The 17,037-nt window shown below is 74.5% G+C and carries 18 protein-coding genes; 7 read left to right on the plus strand and 11 right to left on the minus strand.

The window, feature by feature from the left end; genetic code table 11:
- Positions 1–56: 56 nt before the first annotated feature.
- On the minus strand, positions 57–1,052 hold the full coding sequence (locus tag ACTSKS_RS05530) for a DUF559 domain-containing protein (RefSeq protein ID WP_230259645.1): 996 nt from the start codon (positions 1,050–1,052) through the stop codon (positions 57–59).
- Between the two features lie 279 nt (positions 1,053–1,331).
- Positions 1,332–2,297: a 2,3,4,5-tetrahydropyridine-2,6-dicarboxylate N-succinyltransferase gene (gene dapD, locus ACTSKS_RS05535; RefSeq protein ID WP_002855156.1), complete on the minus strand. Its 966-nt coding sequence runs from the start codon at positions 2,295–2,297 to the stop codon at positions 1,332–1,334.
- Positions 2,298–2,366: 69 nt separating this feature from the next.
- Here dapD and dapE point away from each other — a divergent pair, with 69 nt between their 5' ends.
- A complete protein-coding gene (gene dapE / locus ACTSKS_RS05540) occupies positions 2,367–3,503 on the plus strand; it encodes a succinyl-diaminopimelate desuccinylase (protein ID WP_230259644.1) in 1,137 nt (378 codons plus the stop codon).
- A 61-nt stretch (positions 3,504–3,564) separates the two neighbouring features.
- On the opposite strand, the gene ACTSKS_RS05545 is transcribed toward dapE, so the two are convergent.
- The 4 genes from ACTSKS_RS05545 to ACTSKS_RS05560 all read right to left on the minus strand — a co-directional run bounded on the left by ACTSKS_RS05545 (position 3,565) and on the right by ACTSKS_RS05560 (position 6,909).
- A complete protein-coding gene (locus ACTSKS_RS05545; RefSeq protein ID WP_060973725.1) occupies positions 3,565–4,452 on the minus strand; it encodes an amino acid ABC transporter permease in 888 nt (295 codons plus the stop codon).
- Positions 4,449–5,129, minus strand: coding sequence for an amino acid ABC transporter permease (locus tag ACTSKS_RS05550; protein ID WP_049146610.1), 681 nt, complete (start codon positions 5,127–5,129; stop codon positions 4,449–4,451). Before ACTSKS_RS05550 ends, ACTSKS_RS05545 begins: the two co-directional genes overlap by 4 nt.
- 105 nt (positions 5,130–5,234) lie before the next feature.
- Positions 5,235–6,128 carry a glutamate ABC transporter substrate-binding protein gene (locus ACTSKS_RS05555; protein ID WP_060973724.1) on the minus strand — a complete coding sequence of 298 codons (894 nt, stop codon included), beginning with the start codon at positions 6,126–6,128 and terminating at the stop codon, positions 5,235–5,237.
- Positions 6,129–6,174: 46 nt separating this feature from the next.
- Positions 6,175–6,909: an amino acid ABC transporter ATP-binding protein gene (locus tag ACTSKS_RS05560; RefSeq protein WP_129866787.1), complete on the minus strand. Its 735-nt coding sequence runs from the start codon at positions 6,907–6,909 to the stop codon at positions 6,175–6,177.
- Between the two features lie 178 nt (positions 6,910–7,087).
- Here ACTSKS_RS05560 and ACTSKS_RS05565 point away from each other — a divergent pair, with 178 nt between their 5' ends.
- From ACTSKS_RS05565 to ACTSKS_RS05575, 3 genes are all read left to right on the plus strand, one after another.
- Positions 7,088–7,891 (plus strand): TIGR00730 family Rossman fold protein, encoded by an 804-nt coding sequence (locus ACTSKS_RS05565; protein ID WP_095347505.1) that lies wholly within the window; start codon positions 7,088–7,090, stop codon positions 7,889–7,891.
- Positions 7,888–8,232, plus strand: a complete 345-nt coding sequence (locus tag ACTSKS_RS05570) for a hypothetical protein (RefSeq protein ID WP_012751007.1) — start codon at positions 7,888–7,890, stop codon at positions 8,230–8,232. The genes ACTSKS_RS05565 and ACTSKS_RS05570 overlap by 4 nt, the downstream gene beginning before the upstream one ends.
- Positions 8,233–8,412: 180 nt before the next feature.
- Positions 8,413–8,583, plus strand: a complete 171-nt coding sequence (locus tag ACTSKS_RS05575; RefSeq protein WP_002855133.1) for a DUF3117 domain-containing protein — start codon at positions 8,413–8,415, stop codon at positions 8,581–8,583.
- Between the two features lie 78 nt (positions 8,584–8,661).
- Here ACTSKS_RS05575 and ACTSKS_RS05580 read toward each other — a convergent pair whose 3' ends face one another.
- Positions 8,662–9,312, minus strand: a complete 651-nt coding sequence (locus ACTSKS_RS05580) for an O-methyltransferase (RefSeq protein ID WP_036339203.1) — start codon at positions 9,310–9,312, stop codon at positions 8,662–8,664.
- A gap of 196 nt (positions 9,313–9,508) precedes the next feature.
- On the opposite strand from ACTSKS_RS05580, the gene ACTSKS_RS05585 reads away from it, so the two are divergent.
- Positions 9,509–10,381, plus strand: coding sequence for a zf-HC2 domain-containing protein (locus ACTSKS_RS05585; RefSeq protein WP_036316484.1), 873 nt, complete (start codon positions 9,509–9,511; stop codon positions 10,379–10,381).
- A 60-nt stretch (positions 10,382–10,441) separates the two neighbouring features.
- Positions 10,442–11,050 (plus strand): Sec-independent protein translocase TatB, encoded by a 609-nt coding sequence (locus tag ACTSKS_RS05590; RefSeq protein WP_145951353.1) that lies wholly within the window; start codon positions 10,442–10,444, stop codon positions 11,048–11,050.
- A gap of 48 nt (positions 11,051–11,098) precedes the next feature.
- Here the strand turns inward: ACTSKS_RS05590 and ACTSKS_RS05595 are convergent, their stop codons facing one another.
- From ACTSKS_RS05595 to ACTSKS_RS05605, 3 genes are read right to left on the minus strand one after another with little or no spacing between them, the layout of a single operon-like run.
- Entirely contained in the window at positions 11,099–12,247 is a 1,149-nt protein-coding gene (locus ACTSKS_RS05595; RefSeq protein ID WP_063189570.1) for an Mrp/NBP35 family ATP-binding protein, read from the minus strand.
- Positions 12,244–13,023, minus strand: coding sequence for a DUF1003 domain-containing protein (locus ACTSKS_RS05600; protein ID WP_145951354.1), 780 nt, complete (start codon positions 13,021–13,023; stop codon positions 12,244–12,246). The genes ACTSKS_RS05595 and ACTSKS_RS05600 overlap by 4 nt, the downstream gene beginning before the upstream one ends.
- 39 nt (positions 13,024–13,062) lie before the next feature.
- Positions 13,063–14,331, minus strand: a complete 1,269-nt coding sequence (locus ACTSKS_RS05605) for a magnesium transporter MgtE N-terminal domain-containing protein (protein ID WP_036316492.1) — start codon at positions 14,329–14,331, stop codon at positions 13,063–13,065.
- Positions 14,332–14,423: 92 nt separating this feature from the next.
- On the opposite strand from ACTSKS_RS05605, the gene ACTSKS_RS05610 reads away from it, so the two are divergent.
- A complete protein-coding gene (locus ACTSKS_RS05610; RefSeq protein WP_036339215.1) occupies positions 14,424–15,200 on the plus strand; it encodes a general stress protein in 777 nt (258 codons plus the stop codon).
- A gap of 6 nt (positions 15,201–15,206) precedes the next feature.
- On the opposite strand, the gene ACTSKS_RS05615 is transcribed toward ACTSKS_RS05610, so the two are convergent.
- Complete coding sequence (locus ACTSKS_RS05615) at positions 15,207–17,012, minus strand: pyruvate kinase (protein WP_145951355.1); 1,806 nt, start codon at positions 17,010–17,012, stop codon at positions 15,207–15,209.
- Positions 17,013–17,037 lie beyond the last annotated feature (25 nt).

Raw genomic sequence — 17,037 nt, forward strand, 5'->3', positions numbered from 1 at the left:
GGTATTCCGACGGAATACCACCCGAAACCGCCCCCAATGCGTTCGCCGGAGCGTCTTCATGTCGAGGCGGAGTGGCCGAGGCGGCGTCGGACCACCGCGACGACGCCACGGAAGTCCTCGCGCCCATCCGCCCAGGTGACGCGGAGCGTCGTCCAGCCGCGCGCCTGCCCGTAGCGGTCCCGGCGGGCGTCGCGCGCCTGCTGCTCCCGCGTGCGGTGCCCCGCACCGTCGTACTGCAGGGCCAGGCGCACGTGGCGGTAGGCCAGGTCGGCCACGGGGGAGAAGGGGTCCCCGGGTTCGAGCGCGGCCTGCAGCTCCGGCTCCGGCAGCCCGCCGGCCACGAGGGCGAGGCGCAGGCGGGTCTCGGGCGGCGAGTCCGCCCCGACGCGAACGGAGTCCAGCGCCTCCCGGGCGGCCGGGCGGCCATGGAAGCGTCCGGACGCGTGCAGCGCGGACCGCAGCGCGGTGATCGTGGTGGCCGGATCCGTCCGGCCCGCGGGCGTCCACGGGTGCCGGACGGCGTGGTCGCCGGCGGCCACGAGGTCCTCGAACGTCCACGGAGGAGTCAGGGAGCACAGGTCCAGCCAGGTGCGATCGACGGTGGTAACGCGCAGGCCGTGCACGTGCGTGACGAACTCGGGCGCCAGCGGCCTGCGGTGGTCCATCAGTCCGGCCCGCCGGACGCGTCGTGTCCCCCGAGCCACGGTGAGGTGCACCGGCGGGTCGGCCTCGAGCTCGCCCGTCGCCGGGTCGCGCCGCCGCCAGGCTCGCGCGGGCATCGGCAGGCCGTGCAGGTGGGCCGCGGTCTCGTGGGAGAGGACGGCATCCGGGCGCCGCCGCAGGAGCGCGGCGAGGTGATCGGGGGAGAAGCCGTGCCCGGGCTCGGGAAGGCCCAGGTCGGCCCAGCCCGTGCCAGGGCGTGCCCGCTGCCGGTGGAAGCCCTGTCCGACCCGCTCCAGGTCCGACCGGCGGGCGCGGTCGGGCGGCAGCCCCAGCCGGGCCAGGTCCGTGGCCAACAGCACGGCGGGCTGGTCGGGCGGCAGAGGAGTCACGACGCGCGGCATGCACCCATCGGCCGACGCCGGCGGGGCGCCCGGGGCGGGGTGGCCGCGGCACGGGGACGACGCGCGGGGCGGGCGCTGCTGTGCAGGAGCCGACGGCCCGCGCCGCGTGCCGCCGTCGTCGTCTTCCCGCCCCCGGACCGCCGGGGAGTTCCGGGGGCGATACTGGGCGTTATCCCGGCGGGATACCACCGGAAATCGCCCCCCAACGCGGCGGGGAACGGGGAGGGAAGGGTCGCGGGTCGCGGGCCGGGGACCGGGTGCGCCGGGTCAGTTCGCGTGCAGCGCCGCGTTCAGTTCGACGGTCCGGCCGGCGCGGGGGAGGGCCTCGACCCCGCCCGTGGTGGAGTTGCGGCGGAACAGCAGGTTCGGCACGCCGGAGAGGTCCACGGCCTTCACGGTTCGCGCCGCCTCGCCGTCCTGCAGCACGCTCACGCGCGTGCCCGCGGTGACGTACAGACCGGCCTCGACCACGCAGTCGTCGCCGACGGAGATGCCCACGCCGGAGTTCGCGCCGAGCAGCACGTGCTCGCCGATCACGATCCGCTGGGTGCCGCCGCCGGAGAGCGTGCCCATGATGGACGCGCCGCCTCCGACGTCGGACCCGTCGCCCACCACGACGCCGGCCGAGATCCGGCCCTCCACCATCGAATGCCCCAGGGTGCCCGCGTTGAAGTTCACGAAGCCCTCGTGCATCACGGTCGTCCCCTCGGCCAGGTGGGCGCCCAGGCGCACCCGGTCCGCGTCGCCGATGCGCACCCCGGAGGGCACGACGTAGTCCGTCATGCGCGGGAACTTGTCCACGCCGTACACCTGCACGGCGCCGCGGGCACGCAGCCTCGCCCGCGTCAGCTCGAAGTCGGCGACCGCGCAGGGTCCGTGGTTCGTCCACACCACGTTGGTGAGCAGCCCGAAGACGCCGTCGAGGTTGAGCTCGTTCGGCCGCGCCAGGCGGTGCGAGAGGGCGTGCAGGCGCAGCCACGCGTCCGCAGTGGAGGCCGGGGCGGCGTCCAGGTCGACCTCCAGCTCGACGACGGCCTGCGTGGTCCCGCGGTCCGCGTCGTCCGCGGCGAGGGCGCGCAGGGTGTCGCGCAGCGAGGCGTCCGCGGCGGAGAGCGGACCGGCCACGGGCGCGGGGAACCACACGTCCAGGACGGCGCCGTCGGCGGCCGTGGTGGCCAGGCCGTGGCCGGAGACGAGACGGGGGGAGGGCTGCTGTGCGGCGGTCTGGGTCATGCGCCTCAGCCTACTGAGCGGCCGGGGCACGCTGCAGGGCGGCGAGAGGCCCGTCCGTAGACTGGACACATGAGTCTCACCCCCGTGTCCCTGCCCGACCTCGCCGATCCGGACCTCGACGTCGCGGCGCTCACCGCCATCCTGCTGGACGTGCGCTCCGTCTCGGGGGAGGAGGGGCCGCTGGCCGACGCCGTCGAGCAGGCCCTGCGCGCCCTCGGCGGCCTCGAGGTGCGGCGGTTCGGGGACGCCGTCGTCGCCCGCACCGCTCTGGGGCGGCCGACCCGCGTGATCCTGGCCGGGCACCTGGACACGGTGCCCCTGCCCACCGCGCCGGGCTCGCGCGGGACCGTGCCTTCGGCGTGGGACGGGGACGTGCTGTACGGCCGCGGAGCCGTGGACATGAAGTCCGGCGTCGCCGTGCAGCTGGCCCTGGCCGGCCGCTTCGGCCGCGCGGACGGCCCGACCCCCGTGCACGACGTCACGTGGGTGTTCTACGACCACGAGGAGGTCTCCTCGGACCTGTCGGGCCTCGCCCGCGTGGCCCGCCAGGCCCCCGAGCTGCTGGAGGGCGACTTCGCGGTGCTGCTCGAGCCGACCGACGGCGTCGTGGAGGGCGGCTGCAACGGCACGTGCCGGTACCGCGTCACGTTCCCCGGTGTCGCGGCGCACTCGGGCCGCGCCTGGCGCGGCGACAACGCGATCCACAAGCTGGCCCCCGTGCTCACCGCCCTGGCGGCGTACGAGCCGGCCACGGTCACGGTGGAGGGCCTGGAGTACCGCGAGGGGCTGCACGCGATCCGCGTGGCCGGCGGCGTCGCGGGCAACGTCATCCCGGACGAGGCGTCCGTGGACCTGAACTACCGGTTCGCGCCGGACAAGACCCTCGAGCAGGCCCACGCGCACGTCCGCACGGTGCTGGAGGGGGCCGGCGTGGACTGGGACGCCCAGGTGCGGATCGACGACGCCTCGCCCGCCGCCCGCCCCGGTCTGGACCGGCCGGCCGCCGCCGCGTTCGTCGCCGCCGTCGGGGGAGAGCCCCAGCCCAAGTACGGGTGGACGGACGTGGCCCGGTTCTCCCAGCTGGGCGTGCCCGCGGTCAACTTCGGCCCCGGCGACGCCCTCCTGGCCCACACGGACGACGAGCACGTGCCCCGCGAGGCGGTCCACGCGTGCCTCGCGGCGCTCACGGCCTGGCTGGCCGGCTGACCCGACGACGTCGGCCGGTGCCAGCCGCCCGACCTGCGGGCCCGCCTCGCCCGCCGCCCGGTCAGCCCGCCGTGTCCGTGGGCGCCCCGACGCGCGGGGTCGTGGGGGCGCTGGCGTCGCCGGCCGTCCGCGACGACAGCCGCCGCGAGAGCCGGGTGGCCGCCCAGGTGAGGAGGAAGTTGATCACGATGAAGATCATCGCGGCCACCACGAGGGACTGCAGGATGTTGCCGTTGCCGGAGCCGAGCTGGCGGGCGTACTGCAGGAGTTCGAAGAAGCCGATGAGGTAGCCCAGCGCCGAGTCCTTGAGGATCACCACGAACTGGCTCAGCAGCGACGGCAGCATGGCGATGAGGGCCTGGGGCACCTCCACGAGCCGCAGGGACTGGGTGCTCGTCATGCCCACCGCCGCGGCCGCCTCGCGCTGGCCGCGCGGCAGCGAGCGCACCCCGGAGCGCACCAGCTCCGCGATCACAGACCCGTTGTACAGGGTCAGCGCCGCGATCACCGCGTAGTACGGGCCGTCCTGGGGCTGGATCGCTCCGGAGCGCGCGACCTGTGCGAACAGCTGGTAGAAGAACACCATCATCACGAGCACCGGCACGGCCCGGAAGAACTCCACGACGACGGCGGCCAGCCAGCGCACCGGGCCGACCGGGGCCAGCCGCAGGAAGCCGAACACCAGGCCGAACACCACGGAGGAGACCACGGCGATGCCCGCGGACTGCAGGGTGAACTGCAGGCCCGGCAGGTAATAGTTCCGCCACGCGTTGCCGTCGACGGCGGCCAGCCAGCGGCGGCCGGAGAGCTGGCCGGTGGCGTTCATCTGGATCAGGACGAGCACCGCCACGGTCAGGACCGCGGCGAGGGCGACGAGGTTGGCGAGGAGGATCCGCCGGCGGGCGATCGGGCCCGGGGCGTCGAAGAGGACGGAGGCCTGGGCGCTCATCGGGCCACCGCCCATTTCTCCGAGGCCCACGTGGTCAGCAGGCCGATGGGGATGACGATCAGGCAGAAGCCGATCGCGAAGGTCAGGAAGATCGCCACCATCACGTCCGGGCTGAACTCGATCATGCGCTTCATCAGGCCCGAGGCCTCCGCCACCGACGCCGCGGCGGCGACGGTGGTGTTCTTGGTCAGCGCGATCACGGTGTTGCCGAGCGGGGTGATGGCCCCGCGCAGCGCCTGGGGCAGGATCACGTGGCGGGCCGCGGGCAGGAAGCCCAGGCCGATGGAGCGGGCGGCCTCGGCCTGCCCGAGCGGGACGGTGTTGACGCCGGAGCGGATCGCCTCGCACATGAACGCCGCGTGGTAAAGCGAGAGGGCGATCACGGCGTAGATGAAGAAGTTCAGCGTGAAGTCGGACGAGAAGCTGATCTTCAGCTGTCCCCAGACGGCGAGCACGCCGAGCAGCATGATGATCGTGAGCGGGGTGTTGCGGACCACGTTGACGTAGCCGGCGCCGAGGGCGCGCAGCGAGGGGACGGGCGAGATGCGGAACAGGGCGAGCACCACGCCGAGGACGAACGAGCCGAGGGTCGCGAGGAACGCGAGCCTGATGTTCGTCCAGAACGCGAGCGGGATGTCCGCGCCGTAGTCCGCGAGGAGCGAGGAGATCGATTCCATGAGTTCTCCGAGGGTCGGGACAGGGCTGACGGGCAGGGGAGCCGCCGGGCGGGCCGAGGGTGCCGGTTCAGCTCACGTCCCAGGCCCACCCGGCGGCGCAGGTCGTCAGGCGCAGGGCTCGAACTCGGCGTCCTCGCCGGAGTTCAGCGTCTCGTCGTAGGTGTAGCCCGTGCCCTCGGTGTTGGACTCGAGGGCCTTCTCCCACTCGCCGGAGTCCTTCATCTCCTTGATGGCTTCGTTGATGTCCTCGCACCGCTCCGAGTCCTTCGGCAGACCGACGCCGTAGCGCTCCGTGGTGAAGGTGTTGCCGACGACCTTGAACTTGCCCTTGTTGGCGTCGGCGGCGGCCAAGCCCGCGAGGATGATGTCGTCCGTGGTCACGGCGTCCACCTGGCCGGACTCGAGGTAGGTCACGCATTCGGCGTAGCCGCCCTGCTCCACCAGGTTCACGCCGGAGGCGAACTGGTCCTTGATCTTCTGGGCCGAGGTGGAGCCGGTGACGGAGCAGAGGTTCTTCCCCTCGAGGGACTCGGGGCCGGTGATCGCGGTGTCGTCCGCGCGGACCAGCAGGTCCTGGCCGGCCACGAAGTACGGGCCCGCGAAGTCGACGCGCTCCTTGCGGGCGTCCGTGATGGAGTACGTCGCGAAGATCATGTCGACCTCGCCGTTCTCCAGGGCGTTCTCCCGGTTCGCGGACGGGGTCTGGACCCACTCGATGTCCTTCTCGGCCACGCCGAGCTTGTCCGCCACGTAGCGGGCCACGTCCGTGTCGAAGCCGGTGGGCTGGGCCGAGCCCTCGCGGTAGCCCAGGCCCGGCTGGTCGAACTTGATGCCGATGCGCAGGCGCTCGCCGGAGCCGGACGACGTCGACTCGCCGGCCGAGGACGAGCCGGCGGCGTCGCCACCGCCGCCCTGCGACGAGGAGGGGGCGCAGGCGGTGAGGGACAGGGCGGCCGCGGCGGTGACGGCGGACAGGGTCAGGAGCTTCGTGCGGAGCATGGTGCTCTCCTCTGGTTCGGTGCGGTGGGGGCGACGGGGGACGGGGTCAGTGCGCGAGGATCTTGCCCAGGAAGTCCTGGGCGCGCTCGTGCCGGGGGTTCGTGAAGAAGGTGTCGGGGTCGGTGTCCTCGAGGATGGCGCCGTCGGCCATGAAGACCACGCGGTCTCCGGCCTTGCGGGCGAAGCCCATCTCATGGGTGACCACGACCATGGTCATGCCCCCCTCGGCGAGCTGGACCATGACGTCGAGGACCTCCTGCACCATCTCGGGATCGAGGGCGGAGGTCGGCTCGTCGAAGAGCAGGGCCTTCGGCTCCATCGCCAGGGCACGGGCGATGGCCACGCGCTGCTGCTGCCCGCCGGAGAGCTGGGCCGGCATCTTCCTGGCCTGGGCGGCCACGCCCACGCGCTCGAGCAGCTCCATCGCGTGCCGCTCGGCGTCCGCCCGGCGCTTGCCCTTCACCTTGATGGGCCCGAGGGTGACGTTCTCCAGGATCGACTTGTGTGCGAAGAGGTTGAACGACTGGAAGACCATGCCGATCTCGGCGCGCAGTTGGGCGAGCTGCCGGCCCTCGCTGGGGAGCGGCCGCCCGTCGATCAGGATGCGGCCGCCGTCGTCGTCGATGGTCTCGAGCCGGTTGATCGTGCGGCACAGGGTCGACTTGCCGGAGCCCGACGGGCCGAGGACGATCGCCACCTGGCCGCGCGGGATCCGCAGGTCGATCTGTCGGAGGGCGTGGAAGTCGCCGAAGTGCTTGTTCACGCCCTCGAGGACGATCAGGTCGTCGCCTGCGGCACCGCGACGGCGCCGCGTGCCGGCCTCGTCGAGGAGGTGGGCGCCGTGGGGCTGCTCAGGCGTGATCTGCGTCATGCCAATGGAATATAGCGCACGCCACACCCGGCGGGGTGCGCCGTGCGACGCCGGCCCTGGCGGCCCGCCGGCTCGTTAGGCTGACGCCATGGCCCCACATGAGCACCCCTCGGGCGGCGACGTCGCCGCCGCGCCCCAGCGCGTCCGCCGCGGCGGGCAGGTCCTGCGCGGGGAGGCGGCGCACACCCCCACGTTCGACCAGCTCCTCCTCGACGGCCGGCGGCCCGGCGACGCCGCACGCCCCGCCGCCGACGTCACCTCGACGACGTCCGAGGCCTGGCGTGTCCTGCGCATCCAGGCGGAGTTCGTCGAGGGCTTCGGCACCCTCGCGGGGCTGGGTCCCGCGGTCTCCGTGTTCGGCTCGGCGCGCACGCCCGAGGGCAGCGCCGAGTACGCCCTGGCCCACGAGGTCGGGAGCCGCTTGGCCCAGGCCGGGTACACGGTCATCACCGGCGGGGGGCCCGGCACCATGGAGGCCGCCAACCGGGGTGCCCACGAGGCCGGTGGAGAGTCCGTGGGCCTGGGCATCGATCTGCCGTTCGAGACCGGCCTGAACCCCTGGGTGCACGTGGGCGTGGACTTCCGCTACTTCTTCGTCCGCAAGGTCATGTTCCTCAAGTACGCGCAGGGGTTCATCGTGCTGCCCGGCGGCCTCGGCACCCTGGACGAGCTCTTCGAGGCCCTCACCCTCGTGCAGACCGGCACCGTCACCCGCTTTCCCGTGGTCCTCGTGGACCGCGGCTTCTGGAGCCCGCTCGTGGACTGGATCCGCGGCACGCTCGTGGAGCGCGGCATGATCTCGCCCGAGGACCCGGACCTGTTCCACCTCGTGGACACGGCCGAGGAGGCCGTCGCGTGCGTGCTCCGCTCGGCGGGGAGGGCCGACGCGTGAGCGGGCCGCAGTGGATCGTCCTGGTGGCCGTGCTCGTCGTCGTGCTGGCGGCCCTGGCCGCCGCCCTCGCGGGCCGGCTCACGCTCCGGGCCGACGACCCGGCCGGGCGGACGCCGGGGCACCCCGTGCTGCTGCCGGAGCGGCCGCGCGCGGCGGATGTCGACCTGCTGCGGTTGGCCGTCGCGGTGCCCGGCTACCAGCGGGACCAGGTGGACGCCGTCCTGCTGCGGCTGCGGGACGCCCTGGCGCAGTGCGAGGACGAGGTGACCGCCCTGCGGGCCCGGGTGGCCGAGCTCGAGGCCGCCGACCCGTCCCGGAGCGATCCGGCGGGGCGTGCCTGAGTCGCGGACCGGGCTCGGTGCAGGCCATCGTTTGGCGCGAGCACGCGGAATCCGCGATAATGGTGATGTGACCGGCCTCGCGCACGCTCGCGTGCGGGGGCGCCGGAGGCGTCCGGACAGCGCCCGCTCCCGCGGTCGCCGGACGCCGTGACGGGAACATCATCCAGAAGGGAAGTCGCAATGGCCGCCATGAAGCCCCGCACCGGGGACGGTCCCATGGAAGTGACCAAGGAGGGGCGCAGCCTGATCATGCGCGTGCCGATCGACGGCGGCGGCCGTCTCGTGCTGGAGATCAACGCGGACGAGGCCCGCGAGCTCAAGGAGTGCCTCGAGGGCGTCATCCAGGCCTGAGCCCGGACCCCTTCGACGCGGACGCCCCGCGCACCGTCACGGTGCGCGGGGCGTCCGCGTTCCCGGCGACGCCGCGGATCAGCGGCGCACCGCGATCAGCACGCCCGTGCCGGAGGGGACGACGGCGGACAGCCAGTGCTCGTCCTCCCGGATGAGGCGGTCCACCGCCCGGGCGGACACGGTGGACTCGTCGCGCACGGCGGGCCGGGGAACGCGGTCGCCGTCGAGGGCGTCCACCACGACGAGCACGCCGCCGGGGGCGAGCATGCGCGCGGCCTGCTCGACGTCGAACTGACGTGCGGCCGGGTCCCCGTCCACCAGGACCATCTCATAGGCGCCGCTCGTGAGCCGGGGGAGGACGAGCCGGGAGCGCCCCGTGATCATGCGGGTGCGGCTCGTGGGCAGGCGGGCCTCCGAGAACGCCTCGCGGGCCGCGCGCTGTGCCTCCGCGTCCGGGTCCACGGTGGTGAGGACCGTGCGCTCGGGCAGACCGCGCATCAGGGCGAGACCCGAGACGCCGGCGCCCGTGCCCACCTCCACGACCGCCGCGGGGGCACGCGTGGCCGCCAGCACCGTCAACAGGGCCGCCGTCCCCTCACTCACCGGCGGCACCTCCAGCTCGGCGGCGCGCTCGCGGGCGCGCAGGACGACGTCGTCTTCGGTGGCCCGGCTCTCCGACCAGGCCCAGGACGCGTGCTTGTCGGTGGGCTGGGGCTGCAGGGCGCTCATGGGTGACTCCGGGACGACGACGGCGGGACCTCGCCCGCGGCACGGGCGACGCGGGCCAGTGTACGGGTCGGCACGCGGCCGCGACCCAGAGTTCTCCCAGGAGGCGGGCCGATGATGGGAGATGGCACGAACCGGCTCCCGCCATGTGGGAGGCCGTTCGCCGGGCCGAGGACGCGAGGACCGAGGAGGTGGCCGCATGGGACGTCGACACACCCAGCGCCACATGGACGCCTACCTCGAGGGCGCCCTCCCCGCCGCGTCCCGGGCGCGCATCGCCCGCCACCTGGACCGCTGCCCCGAGTGCCGCGCCACGGTCCAGGCCCGGGCCCGCGTGCTCGACGCCGCCCGCACGGTGCACCAGCGTCCGGCGGGCGCCGTCGTGGCCCCGGTGCTGCGCGCCCGCGGCGTCTCCGGCCGCCTCGTGGTGGGGCTGCTCACCTTCGTCGTCCTGCTCGGCGGGCTGTTCACCGCGGTCTGGGTGGCCGGCGCGCCCCGCGCCACGGCCGTGCGCACGGCCCCGACCCCGACGGACACCGTCGCCCTGCCGGCAGCCGGGACCGCGTCGACGGACCGGCGCGGAACCGTCGCGGAGCTGCGGGGTCAGGGCTGGACGGTGCCCTCCCTCGTGGGGGCCGGCCTGGAGCCGCTCACCGTGGACACCGCCCAGACGGCCGAGGACGTGGAGGTCGTCGTCGGCTGGGGTCGGGACGAGCCGACCGTGACCGTCCGCGAGTGCCGACCCCGGATCGTGGGAGCCGCCCCGGAGGGCTGTGCCTCGACCGCGCCCCTGAGCACGGGGGCGCAGGAGCGTCGACTGGCCGGCGGCGGCGTCTACCGGATCGTCCCGGCGGGGGGCGAGGACGGCTGGACGGCCGAGCTGACCACGCCGCAGGCCGCCTACCGCGTGGAGGCCACCCTGCCGGACGAGCGCGCGGACGCGGTCCTCACCCACCTGCTGGTCTCCGAGCGGGCACGGGTGCTCGAGCTGGGCGGCGGAGACGCCGTCGAGGAGCGCCTGGAGCGAGGCCTCGAACGCATCGCGGACGCCGTGCCGCGCCCCCGCGGCTGAGCCGCCCCGCCCCCGCGGCTCCGGGCTGTGGGGCGGTGCCGCTCTAGTAGAGTTCGGAGGGTGTTAGGTATCAACGGCAGCGAGTTCATCATCTTGGCGGTGCTCGCGATCGTCATCCTCGGGCCGGAGAAGCTCCCCGAGTACACGCGCGCCTTCACCGACTGGCTGCGCGTCATGCGCGACAAGGCCGAGGGTGCCAAGGCGCAGTTCAAGGAGGAGACCGGCACGGACTTCGACGAGGTGGACTGGCGCAAGTACGACCCCCGCCAGTACGACCCGCGCCGCATCATCCGCGACGCGCTCCGCGAGCCCGCCGACGGCTCGTCCACGCCCGCGTCCCGGGCGGCGCAGGCGACGGGCATCAGCGCCGAGGACGTGCACGGCGGCCTCACCCACCAGGACCTGGCGGACATGGATCCGCGGACGCTCTTCCGCCGCCCCGCCGGGGGCGGCAGCACCGCCGCCGCGGAGTCCGTCGCCGCCGCACAGACTCGGTCCACCGCGCCCGCCGCGGGGGCGGCCGCCGTGGGCGGTGCCGCCGCAGCCCTGATGGCCTCCGGCCGCGCCGAGGCCCTCGCAGAGGAGCGTCCTGCCGCCGTCGAGACCGCACCGGACCCCCTCGAGCTGCTCGGGCTGGCGCCCGCCCCCTTCGACGTCGACGCGACCTGACGCCGTCGCGCGCGTCGGGTGCCCCGGCCGGGGCGCCGGCACCCGAGGTCAGCGAGGGGTGAACGGCAGGGGTCGCCCGGCCAGCCCGCGCGGTCGCACGGCCACCCGCTGCGCGATCTGCGTCAGCGCCCGGCCCGCGGGGCTCTCCGGCGCGGACACCACCACGGGTTCGCCGGCGTCGCCGCCCGCGCGCAGCGCCGGGTCCAGGGGGACGGTGCCCAGCAGCGGCACCTGAGTGTCCAGCACCCCGGACAGCCGCTCCGCCACCTCGGCACCGCCGCCGGTCCCGAACACATCCAGCACGGTGCCGTCCGGCAGGGTCATCGGCCCCATGTTCTCCACGACGCCGGCCACGGTCTGCCCCGTCTGCTCCGCCAGCTGACCGGCGCGCGCGGCCACCTGCGCGGCGGCGTGCTGCGGCGTGGTCACCACGAGCAGCTCCGAGGCGGGCAGCAGCTGCGCCGTCGAGATCGCGATGTCCCCGGTGCCCGGGGGCAGGTCCACGAGCAGCACGTCCAGGTCGCCCCAGTGCACGTCCGTGACGAACTGCTCGAGCGCGCGGTGCAGCATCGGCCCGCGCCAGGCCACCGGCCGGTCCGCGTCGAGGAACATGCCGATCGAGATGACCTTCACGTCCCGCACCACGGGGGGCAGGATCATCCGGTCCAGCTTGGTCGGGGTGGCGGTCACGCCCAGGAGCCCGGGGATGGAGTAGCCGTGCACGTCCGCGTCGATCAGGCCGACGGCGAGCCCGCGCGCGGCGAGCGCGACCGCGAGGTTGGCCGTGACCGAGGACTTGCCCACGCCGCCCTTGCCCGAGGCCACCGCGAGGACGCGCGTGAGCGTGTCCTTCCCGAACGGGTTCGTCGGCCGGGCCGCGCGCAGGGCGTCCTGTAGCGCCAGGCGGCGCTCGGGCTCCATGACCCCGACGCGCACGTCCACGGACCCGCAGCCGGGCACGTCGGCGACGGCGGCGGCCACGTCCGTCTGGATCGTCCCGCGCAGGGGGCACGCGGCGATCGTGAGCAGGACCGCGACCTCGACGACGCCCGGGGCGGTCTCCAGGACCGACTCCACCATGCCGAGGTCGGTGATCGGGCGGCGGATCTCGGGGTCCTGGACCGTGGCGAGCCGTTCCAGCACCCGGCGCTCGAGGTCGGTGCGGACCTCGGGCACGGGCAGGCCCAGGGCGCTCATCGGCCGCCCCCGTCCACCGGGCCCGCACCGTCGGCGGGACCGGCCGCCGGACCGGACCCGTCGGCCTCGCGGGCCTCCTGGGCCGCGAGGGTGGCGAGCGTGGTGGTCGTGGGCTCGGCGCCGGCGTCGCCGCGCCGCGCATCCCGGCCGCGGCCCTTGGTCTTCTTGTTCTTGCGGGGCTGGGCCTCGGCGCCCGGGAGGCCGGCGCGCAGCTCCTCCCGGATCTCCTCCCGGATCTCCTCCCGCAGCTCGGCGCGCAGCGCCTCGCGAAGGTCGTCCCTGAGGTCGTCCTGGACGCCGCGCAGCTCGCCGCGCACGAAGTCGCGCGTGGCGACCTCCTGGACGGCCAGCCGCAGACCGGCGATCTCGCGGGTGAGGAACTCGGTGTCGGCGAGGTTGCGCTCGGCGCGGTCACGGTCCTCGCGCAGCGCGACCTTGTCCCGGTCGTCCTGGCGGTTCTGCGCCAGCAGGAGCAGGGGTGCGGCGTAGGACGCCTGGAGGGAGAGCATGAGCGTGAGCGCGGTGAAGCCGAGCTCGGCGGAGTCGAACCGCCACTCCATCGGGCCGAACGTGTTCCAGCCCAGCCAGGCGGCGCAGAACAGCGTCATCCAGACGAGGAACTGCGGGGTGCCCATGAAGCGGGCGATGCCCTCGGTGGCCTCGCCGAAGGCGTCCGGGTTCGGGGCCAGCCGGGGCACGCGGCGCCCGCTGGCGCTCAGCGGGGTGTCCAGGCCGGTGCCGCGGCCCGGGCGCAGGTCTCGCGCGGTCTGGGTCATGCTCACACCTCCGGTGTCGTGCGGCGGCGGGCCGCGGGGTCAGGTTGCGGGGCGGGTCTCGGCGTCGTCGAGGTCCATGGCCCGCCAGTCGTCGGGCAGGATGTGGTCGAGCAGGTCGTCCACGCTCACAGCCCCGACGACGCGGTCCTGCTCGTTCACCACGGGGATGCACGTGAGGTTGTAGGTCGCGAGCTCGCGGGTCACGTGGGCGATGGGGGCGAGGTCCGAGACGGCCTCGAGATCCTTGTCCATGATGTTGCCGATCGCCTCCGGCGGCGGGTACCGCAGCAGGCGCTGGAAGTGGACGACGCCGAGGAACCGGCCCGTCGGCGTCTCCAACGGCGGCCGGGCCACGATCACGAGCGAGGCCAGCGCGGGGGAGATCTCCTGCTGTCGGATGGTCGCCATGGCCTCGGCCACGGTGGCCTCCGGGGGGAGGATGACCGGCACGGGGGTCATGAGCGAGCCCGCCGTGCCCTCCTCGTACTCGAGCAGGCGCCGGACGTCCTCGGCGTCCTCCGGCTCCATGCGTTCGAGCAGCAGCTCCTGCTGGGAGTCGGGCAGCTCGTGGAGCAGGTCCGCCGCGTCGTCCGGGTCCATCTCCTCCAGGACGTCGGCGGCGCGGTCGATGTCCAGCTGGGAGAGGATCTGCACCTGGTCGTCGTCGGGCAGCTCCTGGAGCACGTCCGCGAGGCGTTCGTCCTGCAGCTCGCTGGCGACCTCGACGCGGCGCTTCTCCGACATGTCGTGGAGCATGTCCGCCAGGTCGGCGGGCTTGAGGTCCTCGTGCGCGGCGAGGAAGCTCGTGGCCCCCTGCGGGTCGGCCTGCGCCGTCCAGCGGGCCTCGTCCCAGTTCAGCAGGAGGTGCTCGCCCCGCTGGGCGCGGCCGAAGGGGCCGCGGCCGACGATGCGGCGCACGTACAGGTCCGAGACCAGCCAGTCGCCGTTGCGCTGCTGCTCCAGCCCGATGTCCTCCAGGAAGGCCTCGCCCGACCCGTCGGAGAGGCGCACCTTCCGGTCGAAGAGGTCGGCGGCCACCATCTGCTCGGCGCCACGGCGGGAGAACCGGCGCAGGTTGATCAGCCCGGTCGTGATGATCCGGCCCGAGTCCATGGACGTCACCCGCGTCATCGGGACGAAGACGCGCTTCTTGCCGGGGACCTCGATCACGAGGCCGGTGGCGAACGGGGCTGCGGCGGGGCCGCGGTCCAGCACGACGACGTCGCGCAGCCGTCCCAGGCGGTCGCCGAGGGGGTCGAAGACGTCCAGGCCCAGCAGGCGGGCCACGAAGATCTTGGGGGAGCTCACCGACCCAGCCTACGGCGTGCCGGACCGCGGCTCCGTGTCCGCGTACGGCGGACCGCCGCCCGCCCGGGCGCCGGGCCGGGCACAATGGGTCCATGTCGTTCATGATGTCCAACCCTCAGCCCGGCGCCGAGCAGGGCCTGCCCCGCGGAGAGCTGCTGGCCACCTACGCCACCTACGCGCAGGCGCGCGAGCAGGTGGACCGCCTCGCCGCCACGGACTTCCCCGTGAGCGCCGTGTCGATCGTGGGCAAGGACCTGCGGGTCGTGGAGCGGGTGCGCGGCCGGCTGAACTACGCCCAGGTGGCGTTGTCCGCGGGAGTGCGCGGCGTGTTCTTCGGTGGACTGATCGGCGTGTTCCTCTACCTGCTGGCCCCCGAGGCCGGCCCGGGGCAGATCCTCACCTCCATGCTGCTGGGCCTGGCGGTGTGGCTGATCTTCGGCGTGATCGGCTTCGCGATGCGTCGGGGCCAGCACGGCTTCGCGTCCTCGCAGGCCGTCGTGCCGACGGCCTTCGACCTCGTGGTCGCGTTCGACCACGCCGCCCGCGCCCGCCAGGAGCTGGGCCTGGGCGGTGCCGCGGCCCCGACGCCGCCCGCGGCCCCGCAGCCGGCGCCCGCGCCCGCCGCGGAGGAGGCCGAGGACGGGCCCGTGCAGGCCACCCCGGCCGCCGCGCCGTCGTCGGGCGGGTCCCACGCGGCGCCCGCTCCCGGCGGACCCGAGGCGCCGGCCCGGCCCGTCCCGGAGGCGGACCCCGCGCCCACCGGCCTGGACCGCTCCTACGGCGTGACCCTGCCCCCGGAGGAGGTCGCCAAGCTCATCGAGGCGCGCGGCGGCCACCCGCCCCGGCCCCAGGACGAGCCGCGCGGCTGAGCCCCGTCAGAGGGACCAGGACTCGAGCCGCCGGAGCATGTCGCGCTTCTTGCTCGCATGACCGTGCATCCGGCCCAGGATGTCGCCGAGGACGGTGACGGCGCGGTCGATGTACGGGCCCTTGTTCAGCATCGCGGCCTCGGCCCGCTGCGCCATCGCGGCGTCCGTGATCTCCGCCCGTGAGGGCAGGCCGGTCTTGGCGAGGGACTCGAGGACCTGGGTGGCCCAGATCGCGGGCACGTGCGCGGCCTCGCACAGCCACAGGATCTCCTCCTGCAGCTCGGCCATCCGTGCGAAGCCGGCCTCCACCGCCAGGTCGCCGCGGGCGATCATCACCCCGACGTCCCGCCAGCGCATCGCCTCGAGCAGCATCCGCGGCAGCTGCCGGAAGGCCTCCACCGTCTCGATCTTCAGCGTGATGTCCACGTCCGGCGCGTCCTCGGCCTCGAGCGCGTCGATCAGCTGGGCCACGTCCTCGGCCGAGCGGACGAAGGACATGTTCACCATGTCCGCCTGGCGGGCCGCGAACGGGATGTGGGCGAGGTCCTCGTCCGTGAGGGCCGGGATGTCCAGGTGCGTGTCCGGGAAGTTCACGCCCTTCTCCGCCTTGAGCTTCGCCCCGCGCGGGCCGGCCTGGGTCACCTCGAGGGTGATCTCGTCGTCGGACACCGCCGTGATCCGCGCGCCGATCCGCCCGTCGTCGAGGGAGACCCGGTCGCCGACCGCCGCGTCCGCGAACGCCTGCGCCAGGGTGAGGCCGATCCGGTAGGGCGGCGTGTCGACCGCGGGGACCGGCTCGAGCGAGCGGGCCAGCACGATCTCCTCGCCCTCGTGCACGCGCATGGACTGCTCGAGCGGGGGCAGCGGCCCGACCTCGAGCGGCCCGTGCGGCGTCGTCAGCGCCGTGCCCGTCGCCCAGTAGACCGTCTTGTCCGCCTGCACGAGCACGCCCTCGCCGTCCACCTGCTCGACCTCGAGCCTGCGGTGAGCGCCACGCGCGTCGGTCAGCTCGATCTCGTCGCCGCGCTGCAGGACCGCCAGGGTCTTCCCCTCCGGGTCCGCGAGCGGCACGACGACGGCGCCGTCCGGCCGGTCCGCTGTGGCCACGGCGTCGTGGGGCCCGGCGGCGAGCCACACGCGGGAGGGCTCGGTGACGATCCCGGAGGGGTCCCGGGCGGGCTTCACCTTCACGACGCGCGGTCCCGGCTCGATGGGGCCGGTGCGCACCTTCGGCCCGGCCAGGTCCATCGCGACCAGGGGTGCGGGCCGGCCCGCACCGGCACACCGGCGGACCGCCGCGATCATGGCGGCCCACGCCTGCTCGTCGTCGTGGGCGCAGTTCACGCGCGCCAGGTCCATGCCGGCCTCGGCGATCCGGGCCACGAGCTCTGGGTCCGTGGCGGCCTCGGAGGGCATGGTCACCATGATGCGCGCGTCCCGGTCGCCGCGGGCCGGACCGAGCAGGCTCGCCGCGTTGCGGGCGAGGATGGCGCGGCCCTCGGCGGAGGTCAGGGCGTCGTCCTCGGGCGCGGGGGCGGGCTCGCCGTCGAGTGCGCGGGCGGCGGCCAGCACGGCGTCCACGTGGCCCAGCACGCCGGCCTCCATGCGGCCCAGAGAGGACAGGCCGGCGTCGCTCAGTGCCTCCTGCAGGGGCCGCAGGTCGGTGCCGCGCAGGGCGACGTAGTGCACGAGGTTCCGGGCCGAGGCCCGGTGGCGCTCCCGGACGCGGGAGATGAGGTCGGCGTGCTCCGCCTCGGCGGAGAGGAGGCGGTCGCGGAGGGCGGTGAGCTCGGTGGTCAGGTCGATACCCATGGTCCGAACCCTAGGGGCGCCCTCC

The organism is Micrococcus sp. TCR-5, assembly GCF_052220525.1.
In the GTDB taxonomy this organism is placed as follows: Bacteria; Actinomycetota; Actinomycetes; order Actinomycetales; family Micrococcaceae; genus Micrococcus; species Micrococcus luteus.

Excerpts from the sequence above, each read along its gene's own strand:
- dapD (WP_002855156.1), bottom strand. The coding sequence starts at position 2,297 with ATGACCCAGACCGCCGCACAGCAGCCCTCCCCCCGTCTCGTCTCCGGC.
- ACTSKS_RS05595 (WP_063189570.1), bottom strand. The coding sequence starts at position 12,247 with ATGAGCGCCCTGGGCCTGCCCGTGCCCGAGGTCCGCACCGACCTCGAG.
- ACTSKS_RS05615 (WP_145951355.1), bottom strand. The coding sequence starts at position 17,012 with ATGGGTATCGACCTGACCACCGAGCTCACCGCCCTCCGCGACCGCCTC.
- ACTSKS_RS05555 (WP_060973724.1), bottom strand. The coding sequence starts at position 6,128 with ATGCTCCGCACGAAGCTCCTGACCCTGTCCGCCGTCACCGCCGCGGCC.
- dapE (WP_230259644.1), top strand. The coding sequence starts at position 2,367 with ATGAGTCTCACCCCCGTGTCCCTGCCCGACCTCGCCGATCCGGACCTC.
- ACTSKS_RS05565 (WP_095347505.1), top strand. The coding sequence starts at position 7,088 with ATGGCCCCACATGAGCACCCCTCGGGCGGCGACGTCGCCGCCGCGCCC.
- ACTSKS_RS05580 (WP_036339203.1), bottom strand. The coding sequence starts at position 9,312 with ATGAGCGCCCTGCAGCCCCAGCCCACCGACAAGCACGCGTCCTGGGCC.
- ACTSKS_RS05610 (WP_036339215.1), top strand. The coding sequence starts at position 14,424 with ATGTCGTTCATGATGTCCAACCCTCAGCCCGGCGCCGAGCAGGGCCTG.
- ACTSKS_RS05575 (WP_002855133.1), top strand. The coding sequence starts at position 8,413 with ATGGCCGCCATGAAGCCCCGCACCGGGGACGGTCCCATGGAAGTGACC.
- ACTSKS_RS05600 (WP_145951354.1), bottom strand. The coding sequence starts at position 13,023 with ATGACCCAGACCGCGCGAGACCTGCGCCCGGGCCGCGGCACCGGCCTG.
- ACTSKS_RS05550 (WP_049146610.1), bottom strand. The coding sequence starts at position 5,129 with ATGGAATCGATCTCCTCGCTCCTCGCGGACTACGGCGCGGACATCCCG.
- ACTSKS_RS05545 (WP_060973725.1), bottom strand. The coding sequence starts at position 4,452 with ATGAGCGCCCAGGCCTCCGTCCTCTTCGACGCCCCGGGCCCGATCGCC.
- ACTSKS_RS05585 (WP_036316484.1), top strand. The coding sequence starts at position 9,509 with ATGGGACGTCGACACACCCAGCGCCACATGGACGCCTACCTCGAGGGC.